Origin of the sequence: Thermoanaerobacter kivui, assembly GCF_000763575.1 — a bacterium.
GTDB classification, from domain to species: domain Bacteria; phylum Bacillota; class Thermoanaerobacteria; order Thermoanaerobacterales; family Thermoanaerobacteraceae; genus Thermoanaerobacter; species Thermoanaerobacter kivui.
The window spans coordinates 1432691-1447972 of the sequence record NZ_CP009170.1; the positions used below are offsets into that span (position 1 = coordinate 1432691).

The 15282-nt window shown below is 35.4% G+C and carries 17 protein-coding genes; all 17 read right to left on the reverse strand.

The window, feature by feature from the left end; translation table 11 throughout:
• Nucleotides 1–39 precede the first annotated feature (39 nt).
• Nucleotides 40–285: a TM1266 family iron-only hydrogenase system putative regulator gene (locus tag TKV_RS07275; RefSeq protein WP_029689229.1), complete on the reverse strand. Its 246-nt coding sequence runs from the start codon at nucleotides 283–285 to the stop codon at nucleotides 40–42.
• Nucleotides 275–760 carry a DivIVA domain-containing protein gene (locus TKV_RS07280; protein ID WP_029689228.1) on the reverse strand — a complete coding sequence of 162 codons (486 nt, stop codon included), beginning with the start codon at nucleotides 758–760 and terminating at the stop codon, nucleotides 275–277. The genes TKV_RS07275 and TKV_RS07280 overlap by 11 nt, the downstream gene beginning before the upstream one ends.
• A gap of 28 nt (nucleotides 761–788) precedes the next feature.
• The gene (locus TKV_RS07285; RefSeq protein ID WP_049685381.1) at nucleotides 789–1535 is read right to left on the reverse strand and encodes a YlmH family RNA-binding protein; all 747 of its coding nucleotides are present in this window, start codon (nucleotides 1533–1535) and stop codon (nucleotides 789–791) included.
• A 1-nt stretch (nucleotide 1536) separates the two neighbouring features.
• On the reverse strand, nucleotides 1537–1836 hold the full coding sequence (locus TKV_RS07290) for a YggT family protein (protein WP_084574214.1): 300 nt from the start codon (nucleotides 1834–1836) through the stop codon (nucleotides 1537–1539).
• 23 nt (nucleotides 1837–1859) lie between these two features.
• Nucleotides 1860–2270, reverse strand: a complete 411-nt coding sequence (locus TKV_RS07295) for a cell division protein SepF (RefSeq protein WP_049685383.1) — start codon at nucleotides 2268–2270, stop codon at nucleotides 1860–1862.
• A gap of 3 nt (nucleotides 2271–2273) precedes the next feature.
• Nucleotides 2274–2978, reverse strand: a complete 705-nt coding sequence (locus TKV_RS07300) for a YggS family pyridoxal phosphate-dependent enzyme (protein WP_173402351.1) — start codon at nucleotides 2976–2978, stop codon at nucleotides 2274–2276.
• 6 nt (nucleotides 2979–2984) lie between these two features.
• The gene (locus tag TKV_RS07305) at nucleotides 2985–4172 is read right to left on the reverse strand and encodes an HlyD family efflux transporter periplasmic adaptor subunit (RefSeq protein ID WP_049686245.1); all 1188 of its coding nucleotides are present in this window, start codon (nucleotides 4170–4172) and stop codon (nucleotides 2985–2987) included.
• 187 nt (nucleotides 4173–4359) lie between these two features.
• Entirely contained in the window at nucleotides 4360–4587 is a 228-nt protein-coding gene (locus TKV_RS12430; RefSeq protein ID WP_322785820.1) for a beta-eliminating lyase-related protein, read from the reverse strand.
• Between the two features lie 120 nt (nucleotides 4588–4707).
• Entirely contained in the window at nucleotides 4708–5085 is a 378-nt protein-coding gene (locus TKV_RS07310; RefSeq protein WP_049685385.1) for a RidA family protein, read from the reverse strand.
• Between the two features lie 322 nt (nucleotides 5086–5407).
• Nucleotides 5408–6871, reverse strand: coding sequence for a pneumococcal-type histidine triad protein (locus tag TKV_RS07315; RefSeq protein ID WP_049685386.1), 1464 nt, complete (start codon nucleotides 6869–6871; stop codon nucleotides 5408–5410).
• Between the two features lie 327 nt (nucleotides 6872–7198).
• Nucleotides 7199–8419, reverse strand: coding sequence for a vWA domain-containing protein (locus tag TKV_RS07320; protein WP_049685387.1), 1221 nt, complete (start codon nucleotides 8417–8419; stop codon nucleotides 7199–7201).
• Between the two features lie 315 nt (nucleotides 8420–8734).
• Entirely contained in the window at nucleotides 8735–9826 is a 1092-nt protein-coding gene (locus tag TKV_RS07325; protein WP_029689223.1) for an AAA family ATPase, read from the reverse strand.
• 108 nt (nucleotides 9827–9934) lie between these two features.
• Nucleotides 9935–10771, reverse strand: coding sequence for a carboxylating nicotinate-nucleotide diphosphorylase (gene nadC / locus TKV_RS07330; RefSeq protein WP_029689222.1), 837 nt, complete (start codon nucleotides 10769–10771; stop codon nucleotides 9935–9937).
• On the reverse strand, nucleotides 10764–12398 hold the full coding sequence (gene nadB, locus TKV_RS07335) for an L-aspartate oxidase (protein WP_236617213.1): 1635 nt from the start codon (nucleotides 12396–12398) through the stop codon (nucleotides 10764–10766). Before nadB ends, nadC begins: the two co-directional genes overlap by 8 nt.
• 4 nt (nucleotides 12399–12402) lie before the next feature.
• Nucleotides 12403–13308 carry a quinolinate synthase NadA gene (gene nadA, locus TKV_RS07340; protein WP_322785800.1) on the reverse strand — a complete coding sequence of 302 codons (906 nt, stop codon included), beginning with the start codon at nucleotides 13306–13308 and terminating at the stop codon, nucleotides 12403–12405.
• 100 nt (nucleotides 13309–13408) lie between these two features.
• The gene (ruvX, locus tag TKV_RS12435; RefSeq protein WP_322785801.1) at nucleotides 13409–13561 is read right to left on the reverse strand and encodes a Holliday junction resolvase RuvX; all 153 of its coding nucleotides are present in this window, start codon (nucleotides 13559–13561) and stop codon (nucleotides 13409–13411) included.
• An 81-nt stretch (nucleotides 13562–13642) separates the two neighbouring features.
• Nucleotides 13643–15265 (reverse strand): acyl-CoA dehydratase activase, encoded by a 1623-nt coding sequence (locus TKV_RS07345; RefSeq protein ID WP_049685388.1) that lies wholly within the window; start codon nucleotides 15263–15265, stop codon nucleotides 13643–13645.
• Between the last annotated feature and the right edge of the window lie 17 nt (nucleotides 15266–15282).

Here is a 15282-nt window from a genome sequence, read left to right on the forward strand (position 1 = left end):
TATATAATACCACAAGTTTTTCGTCAATAGTATACATATCTATGCAGTCAGAGCAGATTTCACTTTTACCCCATGAAGACTTCCAAGTTTACCAGTAAGAGCCCCTATTTCATCCGTTGTACCATCAACTATTAAAGCGATAACCGATACTCCCCTATCTTTATAGGGTATACCCATTCTTCCTACAATAATGTGGCCGTACTCACTCAATATGTGATTTACCCTATCCGCCACATTTTCTCTATTTTGAATCAATATTCCAACAACCCCTAATCTATTCTGCATCCTTCTCCTCTTCCTCATCTGGAATCAATTCTTTCTCATCTATGGAAAGGATCGCTTCTAATTGTGCTTCTAACAGAGCTTTAAACTTAGCTTTAAAAACATTGAGCTGTTTGCGATACCTTTCTAATTCCATTCTTATCCTTACAACTTCTTGGTTTGCTTTTTCCAATATTTTTTCTGCATTTTGTTGAGCATTTTGTATTATAAGCTGTGCTTCTTTTTCTGCATTTCTCTTTAACTCTTCGGCAGTATTTTGAGCGACAATTAGAGTATTATTTAAAGTAGTTTCCATGTTGATATAACTTTGGAGCTTTTCATTCATTATGTTAATTCTATCTTTTAACTCTGCATTCTCTTTGTATAATAACTCATAATCTTCCATAATTTTATCCAAAAACTCATCAACTTCTTCTTCATTATAACCCCTAAAAGACCGCCTAAATTCTTTGTTGTGTATATCCATAGGTGTCAGCATATAAAATTACCTCCTATCTTTTGTAAAACTACATAAACCTCAAAATATGTACAGAAAAACGCCCTTTCTTCGTCACACCTTTTACTTCTTCCAATTTAATCCTTCCAAAACCCCTCAAAGAAACAACATCCCCTTCCTTAACTTCTGAAGAAGGGTCTTCTATGTATTCCCAATTTATTTGAGCCATACCAGATTTTATAAATTCAGAAGCTTTGGTACGCGATATTCCAAAACCTACAGCCACAACACTATCAACTCGCAGTGATGCCACTGTAGAAAAAACATCTTTGCATTTTATTTCAGGCTCCATAACATCTTTTAATTCAATTGAAGTAACATTCACTTTTTCTTTCCCAATTTTTAAAAGACTCATAAGCACATAGGCTTGTACATCTCTGTGCAGCAATACATCACATTTGTCTTCTTTTACAATTATGTCTCCAATCTTTTGTCTTTTTATCCCCAACCCTAACAGTGAACCTAATACGTCCCTATGAGACAGTTTAGACAAGTTTCCGACAGCTCTTATAGCACAAATAGGAGTCTCCTCAGGTTTTAAGAAATCCGGATAAATAATTGCTATTTTTCTTTCTGCAGAAGGATAACCTCCCTCAAAATAGTATTGGATTCCTTGATATTGTTCCTTTAATGTTGCCTTTTCAAAGAGCTTTTGTTCAGATAAACTCAAAAAATCCGTATATCGCACCTGTTTATTTTTTAAAACACTTTTGACTATGTCTTTAAACCTTGCTATGTCAAATCCTTTATCCATCATATCAATACCTCATAAGCATTAAAACTAATTTAAAAACTAAGGGACGTACTAAATACTGAATAAGCAAAATTGCCAGCACAGGTGAAAAATCTATCATTAAATTTCTCCCAATGGGAGACTTAAACTGCAAAGCCCTAAAAGGCTCCAATATGGGATCTGTCACAGCTATCACAAAACGAGAAAGTGGATTTGACATATTTTCCATTCTGAGCAAAGACAGTATAACCCTTATCAATATAAGCCAATTAATCACTTCAAAAAAGTAATTTAATGCTGTCAAAATTGCAAAATTTACAGGCAAAATTATTTCCTCCTTATCTCTACTTAATTTAGGTTATATAAAGAATTTACTTCATCTTTTATGTCACCAGTAATGTCAAAATTCTCTGGAGCTACTAAAAATACATATCCAGCCACTTTTTTTATTTCACCATTCAGAGCATAAGCCGCTCCACTTAAAAAGTCAACTACTCTTTGAGCCTCACTTTTATCCATCTTTTGTAAATCAACAATCACTGGTTTTTTGTTTTTTAATTCATTGCATATATTCATGACTTGTTCAAACTTTTCAGGTTTTAAAATCAAAACTTTTACTTGTGGCTGTGTGTGAATATTTACAATTTTAGGTTTTCTGTCATAAGGAACAACAGTTTGAGGAGAATATTCGGCTTCTTCTTCCTCGGTGTCATCAATCCCAAAGAAACTCATTAATTTATCAATTACCTTTGAAGACATCAATTATCCCTCCATGTTATATAGTCTTGCGCCAAAAATAGAAGTGCCAATGCGGACGATATTCGCCCCTTCTTCTACTGCTACACAATAATCGTTTGACATACCCATTGATAAAAATTGCGCTTCTACATTGTGTTGTTTGATTTCTTTTAACCTGTCAAACAACTCTTTCATCTTTTTGAAATAAGGTCTCACTTCTTCCGAAGGAAGGTAAGGAGCTATAGTCATAAGACCTTTAATCTTAATATTATCATATTTTTCTATTTCTTTAATAAAATTATTCATTTCTTCGGGAGGAATTCCGTATTTACTCTCCTCTCCCCCTATATTTATTTCCACTAAGCAATCCATTATGAGACCTTTTTGTTTAGCTCTTTTGTTTATTTCTTCTGCTAGTTTAACTCTGTCTAAAGAATGTATTAATTTAACTTTATCAATAACATATTTCACTTTATTAGTTTGCAAATGCCCAATAAAGTGGAAATTGACCTCGTCTTTTAAATGGGGATACTTCTCATTCAACTCTTGAACCTTGTTCTCACCTATGTCTGTTATGCCACAGGCAATAGCCTCTTTTATAGTCTCCACTCCAAAAGTCTTGGTAGCCGCTACAATCAATATCTCGTTAGGATTTCGATTTACTTTTAATGCATGCTCTCTTATATTTTCTTTTATTTTTTTTATATTTTCACATATGCTCGTAGTTATCCCCCCTTATTTACTTAAGTAGTCTTCGCCATTGGTAGCTATTTCGTCATACAATCTCAATCCAGATATTTTATCTACGCTTTCAACAATAGCATATTTATCATCTGCAGCTTTTACCACAACTTCTTTGAAAACAGGGTATTTGTTATTTTTTATTACAAAAACGCCTGTTTTACCTTCTTTTTTGACAATGGCAGAGAGAGGTACTTTAAGCCCTCTGTAATCATTAAGTATAATTTTCACCCTTACTTTTGTCTCCTTATAAAAGTCTTGATAAGAGTCTATCATATCTATTATCCCTATATATAATTTATCGTCACCTTTGTATGTTTTTATAACCTTTCCTCGCAATTCATAGTCATAATTCTCAATTAAAATTTTTACATTGCTATTTTCTTTCAGCAGCTTTTCTTCCCTTTCGTTTAAAATCACTGCTAAATGCCATTCCAAATTACCTATCACTTTTATAAAAGGATAGTCTTTCTTTATTTCTGTCTCTACCTCTTTAGGTTGTGAATCTACATTTTTCAGTTTTCTTACATTTAAATTGAACATATTTTTTTCATTAAAAATATGTTCAAAACCATCGAAATAATAACTTACAATTCCCGCTTCAGGTGAATTGATGGTAATCATATTTTTTTCTACATACTTTTCTAAATAGTCCTTTTGCTCTTTTAAGTTTTCAATTTTTTGAAGTACCAATGGTCCTTTACTCAAGATTTGCTCTTTTTTAGCTTTTAATGCTTCAATTCTTTTTTTAATTTTATCTGCCCCAGAGTTATTTTCTTTTAACATATTTTGGCAATTTTCTTCTTCCTTTTTTATCATGTCATCTAATTTTTGAATATCTGAATAGAAAGGTATATTAGTATCCTGAGTTTTTAATTCCTTTGTCACATCTTCCAACTCCTGTAGTTTCTTTTCATCAAAATCGGCAGAATAAATTTGTGCTATAGGAGTGCCTTTAGCAACCCTTACTCCACTTGACACAAGTTTTTTTATTTTCCCATCAAAAGGAGAATTTATTACCATTTCATTTCTTATAATATACCCTTGAGTATTGAACTCCTCTACCAGATTTCCATATGTTACTACTGTAACTTTATCTTTGTTTGCAAAAGTCGTTACCGCTAATTTACTTATGTAAACTATCGCCAATAGTATCACTATAATTTTAACTATTCGTTTCACATCACTCACCTATGAATATATTCTATGTAAATCCCGATTTTCCTCCTACAAATTTATGTATATATTCATTTTATCACAGTTTTCAATATTTTAATAGATAAAACAAAGGAGATGGTATCTTACCACCCCCTTATTTTTATTCTACCGGTTCCCACCTCGCAGTAAAATGCCTTAATATTAGTGGTTCTTAAGTAAACCTAAAGCCTTTTATTTTATCTCTTCTTGCATAAACTCTTTTTACAGCCTCTACTATAACATCCATATGGCTGTTAGTGTAAACTCTCCTTGGAATTGTAAGGCGCACAAAATCTAATTTAGGAAGTCTTTCTTTTTTGGTAACAGGGTCACGACCAGCAAGCAAGGCACCTACTTCTACAGCTCTAATCCCTGCTTCTATGTAAAGTTCTACGCAAATCGCATGGGAAGGAAATTGCTCTTTTCTCTTTCAGCAAGGCCACCGTATGTAACAAACCCTTCCATTTTTTACTTCCTCAGCTTGTAATCGTTTAATTGTCTTTTAAAAAAAGAAAAAAATTTATTTATGAGCAATAACTTCTATTTCTATAAGAGCACCCTTAGGAAGACTTTTTACTTCAACTAAGGAACGGGCAGGTGGATTGTCTTTAAAATACCTTCCATAAATTTCATTAATTTTTGCAAAATTTCCCATGTTAGTGACAAATAGAGTAGCTTTTATGACATTACTGAGATCCATCCCCGCAGCTTTTAAAATCGCTTTTATGTTTTCTAAAACCCTTTCCGTCTGCGCTTCAATACCTCCTTCTACAAATTCTCCTGTAGCAGGATCAATTGCTATTTGCCCTGACGTGTACAAAAAGCCGTCTACCATTATAGCTTGAGAATATGGCCCAATAGCTTTTGGAGCAGCATCGGTGTTTATTATGGTTTTCATTTATCCCATCCTTTCAGTAAAAGTGTTATACAATATTTTAAAAATCAGGTACGTAAATATTATATCATTAATATTTGCGGCTTTTCAATATTTTTTAATAATCATAATTTTTTTGCACTCTTTTGTTCTCAAAAATTTTAATACTAAACCCACTGAAAAATAACGTAATATTGAAATAAAAAGAGAAAAATCTCATTTTCCTTGTGTTTTTTAATGTTTTAGACGGAAAATTGCAGACAAATTTGATTATTTAATCCTAAGATTGTTTCTGAAAGATTAGGACATACATATTCCACGGTAATTCACCTTCTTTTTTATATTTTTATTTTTTGTCTTTATTTCCATTTATTAGTATTTCAATAATTTTTTCGTTTCGTATTTCTTCTACTGACACTCCATCATTATTAGTCAGTTCCAAGATCTCTTTGTCTCCTTCAACATCAAATATATATCCTCTACTTGCTTGTATGTGAGCTACACTTTGCCCATTTTTGTCTTTTAACATTAATATTTCTCTTTCTTTCACAGGATCAAAATAATATCCGACTGATACTTGCTCATGTGCTACTGTCCAGGCATCATTATTTGTTAACATGAATATTTCTTTGTAGTGATTTGGTACAATTTCTTTAATTTTGATTCTTCTCTTTCTTATAAGCATGTGTGCTATCGTGTCTCCTGTTTTTGTATTCGCAGTGTGTTTTAATACGTTTACTATTTCTTCTTCTTTTAACTCTCTTAATTCTTCCGTTCTCATGTTCCTTATCTGCTGCCATGCAACTGTTTCACCTGTGGAATCACTGATTTTCAAAATATCTTTATCGCGTACCAAATCGAAAAAGTATCCCTGCAGTACCTGCTCGTGTGCTACTGTGTATCCATCATTATTTGCCAATATTAAAATTTCTTTATCCCTTACTGGGTCAAATTTGTATCCATTTTTTGCTTGGAAATGGGCAACTGTTAATCCACTTTTGTTTGCTTGCATTAATACTTTTTTGTCGCGAACAGGATCAAATGCGTATTTCCCCCGTAATACTTGTATATGGGCTGTTGTCCAACCGTTGTTATCTGCCAACATGAGTATTTCTTTGTCTTTAACAGGATCAAATATATAACCATAAAAAGCTTGGACATGTGCTACTGTCCAGTTGTTTTTATCTTTCAATGTGAGTATCTCTTTGTCATTGACAGGATCAAATATATAGCCTTTTCGTGCCTGTATATGAGCTACGGTTCTTCCATATTTATCAGCAAGTTTTAATATATCTTTGTCTTTTTTAGGGCTAAAAAAATATCCTTCTTCTGCTTGCTGATGGGCTACTGCCCAGCCATCATAAGTGGACAGCATTAATATTCCTTTGTCTCTTAGGGTGTCAAAAATGTATCCCCTCTTCGCCTGTTCATGAGCTACTCTCCAACCTTCCTTATCTGCCAGCATTAATATTCCTTTATCGCAAACAGGATCAAAAAAGTGACCCTTTTTTGCTTGTATATGTGCTACCGTTTGCCTTTTTTTATCTGTTATCATTAATATTTCTTTGTCACGTATCGGGTCAAATCTATATCCGCATGACGCCTGCACATGTGCCACAGTTTCTCCGTTGATGCTCTTTAACATTAATATGTCTTTATCACGAACAGGATCAAATCGGTATCCGTTTTTTGCCTGCTCATGGGCTATTGTCCAGCCTCTTTCATTTTTTAGATTTAATATTTTTTTCTCTTTTTGCGGATCGAAGCGATATCCGTCACTTAATAATTTATAAGCCTCTTGGTATTTCACTGTATTCACCTCTTTTTCCCTCTTTACTATTATTTTTAATCTGTAGAGTTTAAAATGTCAATTTTTTTTGCTGGTTTTTTAATTTTACGGTCAAACCCAAATTTTTCTATAAAAATCCCTTGAACTAGAATCAGATGTTTTTATCACCACTACTAGACATGTTTCATCAATATTGGTTAGTATAATAGAGTTACATTCATTGTATAAAGTTTCTAATAATGATATTGTGCTCTAATCTAAAAAGCAAAGACAGATATCCAGAAAATACCCACCCCAACTCTTGACAACGAACCTATAAAAAAATAAGAGCAGTATCCAAAAAAGATACTACTCTTTTATCACAACCTTTTTGGCCCACCTTGGTACTTCTACATCTTCGTTGTTTATAAGCCCAATTATTATTTTCATCTTTGGTGGTGGATTATCAGGCCATGATGTATAGCCATCTGTTAAAACCACACAGATATTTGGACGTGGTTTTAACTTTGCTGCTGCTTCAATTCCTTTTTCCATATTTGTCCCACCTCCACCCTTTAAATTAATTTGTTTTATGTTTGTTATTTTGTCGACAACATGTACGTTGTAGTCGCAGGCAATGTATTTTATTCCTTCTCTTAATCCCATAGATTTTAATATACCGTCAATTTCTGCAAGTGCCTGCGACAACATGTTGTCTGACATACTGCCTGACGTGTCGACAACAACTGCAACACTTGGTGTAGGCTGTCTTAGGAAAGGCAGGACAACATTTTGTATTGTACTTTGTCTCCTTGATGGACGACTGTATGAATAATCCACCATGCCTGATATTGTTGCAGCTGCATTCCTTACAACAGAAGCAAGTTCTTTTCTCCAATTAATTTTGGGTTTTAATTTTTCTTCTGCCCAGCGTGTTAGATGTGCTGGAACAGCGCCTATATCTTTTGATGCTTCTGCTTTTATTGCAGTTGCTACTTCTTTTCTAATAATTTCTTGCTCTGCACTTGAAATACCCGGGGTTTCTTTATCTGTATCTGGGAGTTCCCACGGTTCGGGCTGTCCTGTTGCAATTGAACCGCACCTCCCTGCTGCAGGCTGTGGTATGTTTCCCTCTTTTTGATCATTGGCAGTAGGGGAATTCCAAGCTGAGGATGTGTTTTGTTTTTCCATAATTTTTTCTGCGTATTCTTCGGCAAGGAGTTTTGGGGGCAGCCCTAACTTTTCAGGAGTTATCGTTTCTTCTGGAAGTTTTATTTTTTCTGCTAAGATGTCGTCGTTTATTTCTGCATCGGCTGCAATGTTTGCAATGTCTGGCGGAAAGTTTACAAGTCTGTTTGCATGATCCCTCAGCATGTGGAGAGTTTGGTGATACAAAATACCCATGATCTCTTCTATGCTCCATATATTTTCTACTGCAGGATCATAATATAACCGCCATCTTCTGTCTACTGCCATCGTTCCTAGCCCTGGCTTTTCAACAGTCTGCAGAGCCCACAGAGCTGAGGCAAGGTACGGCCTTTCTTGAATAAGCCTGAACCTTGCAGCCTGCATTTTTGGAGGTAACAGCATAAAAACCCTCTCCTTTTGTAAAAAGAGGAATTCAAAATTATAAAAAAATTACTGAATTCCCCTTAATTTCACTTTAAAAAGTTTTAAAACAGCAAAAATATTTCTGCTGTTTCTCTCGTCTTTCATTTATTAAATTTCTTAAACAAGTAATTTTAAAATAATTAACATGCTTTATGCTTTCTGCATGTTCCAAAAAAACATTTTAAGGATTTTACAGACTACCTCTTTATAGAAAAGAGAAATTATGTCGGCAATCTTTTTAATTATATTCTTATTATACCATGTTTTTTAAAAAACAATAAAAAAGAGAGCATGTCAGATCAGTCCTGCAGTTTTTAGGAGCGTGACGAATTCCTGTATCTGCTTCGTTGGCAGCGGGAAGTCTTTCTGTCTTGCAGTGATGAGGATCCTGATCGCCCCTGCTGCTATGTCCCGTCCTCCCTGCTTGGCTGCCTCTCCTAATATCTCCCAAGCTGCAAGCCATCTTTCTTTTGTCGGCTTTTCTACAACAGCCTGGGCTACACCAGCCAATACTGCATAGGCCTTATCGCCGCGAGTCGGAAGCTTAAAGCTCGCGGGATTTTTTAAAAGGTCTTCTGGGTTGGGCAGATCTAAATCCTTTACCCAAGCTAGAAATTCTATCGCTGTTCCTTCCCCTATACAGCCTGCAGTAAGGATGATTTTTACATCTTCATCTGCTCCAGCAGCATCACTTGCTGTCATCAAGTAGGCGGTCATTTCCCATGAACGTCGTGACGCCCATGCACGGCCAGCATAGCTCTCCTCCTTTGGTAGCTGATGAAGCAGCTGTGGGCGAGCATGTATGAATGCTGCAATAAGGTTCTTTGTCTTTGCTAACCCCTTCTTCCAATCTTTTGGAAGAAGGGGTATATTTTCTTTTTCTTTCTTAAAGTCTATTACGAAGTCTTCTACCCACTCACTAGCGTTGGGTTTCCAATCTATGTGACAGAACCTGTTAGCCAGCGCTGGTGTCAAGTCCCATCCGTATGCTGCCTGCTGAGGTGGATTAGCAGCTGCCACTACTGCTATGCCGTCAGGCAGTTTCAAATCGCCCACTACTCTATCTAGGACGACTCTTAACAAAGCTGCCTGAACAGCCGGCGGAGCAGTGGAAATCTCGTCTAGAAATAAAAGTCCTTCTCCTGCCTCCGCCAACCTTTTTGCCCATGCAGGCGGCGCCATTTTTGCTTCCCCGTTGACTATGATGGGAAGCCCTGAGAAGTCGCTCGGTTCCCGTATAGAGGCTATTACTGTTTCCACTGGGATGCCGAGCTGTTCTCCCAGCGAAATAATAAAAGATGTTTTGCCTGTTCCAGGATCTCCCCATAAAATAACAGGCACTTTTGCCTGTACTGCCAATGCCACTGCAATTTTTTCCTTACCCATTTAAAATTCCTCCTTTCTAAACTTGAATTCGGCAGGTAAGATATCGAAAGTTGCAATCATCCAATGGACAACATACCTTTTTAAGCATCTCTTCCCCCCCCCACAATTTTAATCAACAAAATCAAGGCTTATATCAAGACTTTCAACCGAATGAGTAATTGCTCCAACAGAAATTATATCCACACCTGTTTTTGCAATCTCTTCAATATTCTCAAGAGTAACATTTCCAGAGGCTTCAATCAAAACCCTGCCTTCCGCCAGTAAAACAGCTTCTTTCAATTGATCAATAGTAAAGTGGTCAAGCATGATAATATCTGCTCCTGCCTCTAACGCTTCCTTGAACTCATCAATGTTTCTTACTTCAACCTCAACTTTCATAGTATGTGGAATGCTCTTTTTTGCGCTTGCAATAGCCTCTTTTATACTTCCAACAGCTTTTATATGATTATCCTTTATCAATACTGCATCAGATAAAGAATACCTATGATTCTTACCACCACCTATAAATACCGCATATTTATCAAGCATTCGTAAAAGTGGCATTGTCTTTCTTGTTTCTGTCACAACCGCTTTATAGTTCTTTATTTTCTCTGCATATTTGTTTGTCATTGTAGCAATTCCACTCATCCTTTGAATAAGATTTAAAGCCAATCTCTCTCCTTTTAGAATTGCTCTAGAATTTCCTTGAATCTTGGCAATAATCTCTCCCTTTTTTATCCTATCTCCATCTTTTTTCAACTTCTCAAATCTTATATTCTCATCCAACAAAAAAAATACTCTCTTTGCTACATCTATTCCACATAAAATCCCATCTTCTTTAACCTTTAAAATGGCATCTGAAACGCTTTCGTCAGGTATTAGCAAATCGGTTGTTATATCTCCATATGGCATGTCCTCTAAAAGTGCCTCTTTTATCAATCTATCAATGGCAATAAAGTTAAGCATTTACATCAATTACCTCCCAACCATTTAAGCAAAATGTAAGATGCTTTTTCCAATTAGTATCATCCTGTTGTGGAAAGTCGTATCTATAATGAGAACCTCTGCTTTCTTCTCTCGTCAATGCTGCTTGAACAATTGGGTACGCTACTGTGAGCATATTATAAAACTCTATCTCTTTTAAAGTTTGGAGTTTTTTATTTTTTAGATAGTCTAACTTAATTATTAAAAAATCCAAAAGGTTTCTTAAACCATCTTTTTCCCTAACTATTCCTGCTTGAGAACTCATCTTTTCTCTTAGCAGCTCAGTTTCGGAAATTATATCTAAGTTGACATTTTCATACTCTTCTTTGTGACTAATAATAGAAGTAATTTTTAGACTTCCCACTTGATGATTATTAATAAACTGTGCAATTCTTCGACCAAAGACCAAACCCTCTAAAAGTGAGTTAGATGCTAGTCTATTTGCGCCATGGACCATTGTCCCTGCAGCTTCACCGCATACAAACAGGTTCTCAACTGTGGTCCTTCCATTTTCGTCTGATAACACACCACCCATACTATAATGCTGAGCAGGAGCTACTGGTATTCTTTCTTTGGTTATATCCAATCCTAACTTGATACAATTACTGTATATGTTAGGAAACCTTCTTTTTATAAACTCCTTGTCAAGATGAGTGACATCTAAAAAAACATTTTCAGCATTTGTCTTTTGCATTTCAAAATAAATAGATCTTGCAACAACATCTCGCGGAGCTAGTTCGGCTAAAGGATGGTAGTTTGACATAAATCTCTCGCCTTTGATATTGTATAGTATCCCACCTTCTCCTCTGACCGCCTCTGAGATTAAAAAGCTCTTGTTCATTGGATGAAATAAAACAGTGGGATGGAACTGCACAAACTCCATATCAACAACTTTTGCACCACATCTTATAGCTACAGCACAACCATCACCAGTGGTTACCTCAGGATTTGTAGTGTATTTATATAAATACCCATATCCACCAGATGCTAATACTATATATTTTGCAAATAGAATTAAATTCTTTTCCTTTTGCGAGAGCAAAACACCTACGGCAGTATTGTCAATTGTTATTATATCTACTAAAAATGTATTTTCAAAAACTGTAACATTTTCATATGTCTTTAATTTCAAGCCCAAATGCTCTGAGATAATTCTTCCTGTTGCATCGCCGCTTGCATGAATTATTCTTTTTCTGCTATGAGCTCCTTCTTGACCTAAAACAATTTCGCCTTCATCATCCAAATCAAAAGGAATCCTCATATTTAACAAGATCTCTATATTAAGTAGAGCTTCATCTACTAATATTCTTACCATTTTGGAGCTGCACAAGCCAGCCCCTGCCTTGATAGTGTCCATATAATGGATATCTGGACTATCATCGCTGCTAATGGGTGCTGCAATACCACCCTGAGCAAGGGTGGTATTGCTAATCTGAATTGTTTCTTTAGTAACCATGGCAACCTTTAGCCTTCTGTCAAGGTTGACAGCAGTATATAGCCCCGCCACCCCAGTTCCTATAATCACAACATCAAATGTGGCTATATCATCTTTTTTTATATCAAAATCCCAAACATATCTTTTTATATCTATCAATTCAATCATCTCCATAAACTTAACCAATTTGAAGCATCTTTCTTAATGCTCTTTGAGCACCCTCTAAAACATTCTCATCCACATTTATCTCATATCTTTCATACAGCAAAGCCTCTCTTAGAGAGGTTAATGTTATCTTTTTCATGTTCGGACAAACCATTCCCGGATGAAGGAGATAAAATTCCTTTTCAGGGTTTAGCTTTTTCAGACTATATAAAACCCCCGTTTCTGTACCTATGATGAATTCCTTTGCAGATGAAGATGTTGCAAAATCAATTATCTGTTTAGTACTGCCAACAAAGTCAGCAAGCTCAACAACCTCTTCTCTACATTCAGGATGAACCAAAAGCAGTGCATCTGGGTAAGCAGACTTTGCCTTTAAGACATCCTCCTTTTTGATTTTATAGTGTGTAATGCAAAAGCCTTCCCACAAAATTATATCCTTCTCAGGAACATTTTTCTTTACGAATAACCCCAAATTTTTATCTGGCAAAAAAATGATCTTGTTATTTGGAATATTCCTCACTACCTTAATGGCATTTGAGGAAGTGCATATAACATCCGATTTTGCTTTAACAGAAGCAGGAGAATTAATATAACACACTATTGAATAATCAGGATACTTTTCTTTTAATCTGTCCACATCATCAGCTGTAATCATGTCAGCTAGGGGACATCCTGCATCGATCTCGGGTAGCAAAACCTTTTTTTGTGGTGATAATATCTTTGCACTTTCGGCCATAAAATGGACCCCACAAAATACTATAACATTTTCCTCTCTTTCAGCACAAACTTTGCTAAGGTAAAACGAATCACCCACAAAATCAGCAATCTCCTGCACATCATCAATTTGGTAATTATGCGCTACTATTATTGCATTTTTTTGTTTTTTTAAATTGAATATCACTTCTTTTAAGGTATTCATATCCAATTAAATCACTACCTTTAATCTAAAATTTTATTTTTAATATAACACTTATTTATAATAAATTCAATATTCCAAACCAACCTAAGCTACTTTTGATTTATATCATATAATCCAAATACCCCTGCAAAATATAGGTGGCTACTAACTTATCAACCACCTTTCTTTTAGCTCGCCAGGTAAGCTTATCATCTAAAATACGCTCAACAGCCTTGGTTGAAAATCTCTCATCCCATTTCACAACCTCAAGCATCGACGTTTTCATCGCACCAAAGTACGTTGGGCCAGAGGAATGGTATACGGCCTTGACATGACCGACGAAATGCTTATACCCTCATTTGCCCTCAAGTGAAATTAGTGCTGCTCCAAGTGCTCCAATAATCTGTGGTTCAAATGGAATTATAAGTTTTTCGCCGAGCCTGCTTTCGATGGCGTAAACTACTCCCTGATTTTTGGCAACGCCCCCTGTCATCATGTATTTTCCCTTTCTCCCTATTCTGTCGACCAGGGAAACTGCTTTTGAAGCAACGGCTTTATTGAGGGCATGTATTATATCCCTTTGATCTTTATTTTGCGCAATAAGAGATATTACTTCTGATTCTGCAAATACAGTGCACATACTGGTAATCGTGATATTCTCTTTTACTTCCTTATGGACTTTTGCCATTTCTTCTATTGAAATGCCTAACGTTCTCGCCATTACTTCAAGAAACCGGCCTGTCCCTGCTGAACATTTGTCATTCATTACAAAATCAATGACATTGCCGCTGTCATCTAACCTTATCACTTTGCTATCCTGTCCGCCTATATCTATAACAGTTCTAACAGTATTGTCTATAAAAAATGCGCCTTTGCCGTGACAGGTAATTTCAGTTACAATTCTATCTGCAAAGGGAATGCTTACTCTTCCATACCCTGTTGCTACTATTGATGTAATATCCTTTTCTTGAAGTCCTGCATTATTTAAAGCAATTTCAAAAGCTTTAAAAGCACTTTCTAGAGCTTTAGGACCTGTTGGAATAATAGAATATGATATTATGTTTTTGTTTTCGTCGATTATAACTACATTTGTAGAAGTAGAGCCACTATCCACTCCTACAAAATATCCCTTCTTGGCTCTCTGTTTTTCCATCTTTTTGATACCGGTTGATTCCAAAAAGGCATCTATTCTTGTTAAAATCTGTCCGCTATTTGAATCGTTATAGTCAGTTTCAATTTTTAAAAGTGGGAGGTCTGCTTTGCTTTTGAGTTCAGCATACTCATAGGAATAAAAATCACAGAACTTTATGGTATTGTATATTATCCCCTTCAATTCTTTATTGATTAACTTGCTTCGATCTTCTGCCATTCTCATACAGGGTGTTAAATTGAGAAGCGATTCCGCATAGCTTTTTAATAAATTATCTTTTGCTTCAATATTGAATACTCTTTCTTCAGCTGTGCAGGTAAAATTTATTACGTTTGCTGTACAAGAATTTATGATTTTTTCTATAACATCATCTTTAAGCCTCGCACCTAATATAGCAATACTTTCAGCAGATTGTTTTTCTTTATTAAAAGACTTGCTTTCTAGAATTTTTAGCAAATTCTCTTCAGCAAAATTCTTGTTTTTAAAGGCCTGATACGCTTCCATAAATTCAATTATTTCATTGTAAAAAAGATCTATTGCGAGAGGATCTTTTTTTCTGGGCAGGTCCAGAAGATGGATAAATTTTACTTTATCTTTTAATACATCATAAAGCCTTTTTATACTATCACAACACGCAGTTAATATAACCTCTTCAATATTATTTTCAATTATATTTTCCAAAACCCCTTTTGCAAAACTGCACATATTTGAATGAATCAGTGCTTCAGCACGCTCGTGAGACTTATATCCTGAATCAAGTCTTACCGGTTCTTCTCCAAAGGCTTCGATTATTTCTACAGGCGTGTATTTGCAAATGTACCCTATCAATTTTTCACCTCCAGAAA

Bases quoted from the DNA above. Each gene is read 5' to 3' on its own strand.
- TKV_RS07295 (WP_049685383.1), bottom strand. From the start codon at position 2,270: ATGTCTTCAAAGGTAATTGATAAATTAATGAGTTTCTTTGGGATTGAT.
- TKV_RS07280 (WP_029689228.1), bottom strand. From the start codon at position 760: ATGCTGACACCTATGGATATACACAACAAAGAATTTAGGCGGTCTTTT.
- ruvX (WP_322785801.1), bottom strand. From the start codon at position 13,561: ATGCTTGAGGTTGTGAAATGGGATGAGAGATTTTCAACCAAGGCTGTT.
- TKV_RS07325 (WP_029689223.1), bottom strand. From the start codon at position 9,826: ATGGGTAAGGAAAAAATTGCAGTGGCATTGGCAGTACAGGCAAAAGTG.
- TKV_RS07310 (WP_049685385.1), bottom strand. From the start codon at position 5,085: ATGAAAACCATAATAAACACCGATGCTGCTCCAAAAGCTATTGGGCCA.
- TKV_RS07320 (WP_049685387.1), bottom strand. From the start codon at position 8,419: ATGCTGTTACCTCCAAAAATGCAGGCTGCAAGGTTCAGGCTTATTCAA.
- TKV_RS07275 (WP_029689229.1), bottom strand. From the start codon at position 285: ATGCAGAATAGATTAGGGGTTGTTGGAATATTGATTCAAAATAGAGAA.
- TKV_RS07285 (WP_049685381.1), bottom strand. From the start codon at position 1,535: ATGATGGATAAAGGATTTGACATAGCAAGGTTTAAAGACATAGTCAAA.
- nadA (WP_322785800.1), bottom strand. From the start codon at position 13,308: ATGAATACCTTAAAAGAAGTGATATTCAATTTAAAAAAACAAAAAAAT.
- nadB (WP_236617213.1), bottom strand. From the start codon at position 12,398: ATGGAGATGATTGAATTGATAGATATAAAAAGATATGTTTGGGATTTT.
- nadC (WP_029689222.1), bottom strand. From the start codon at position 10,771: ATGCTTAACTTTATTGCCATTGATAGATTGATAAAAGAGGCACTTTTA.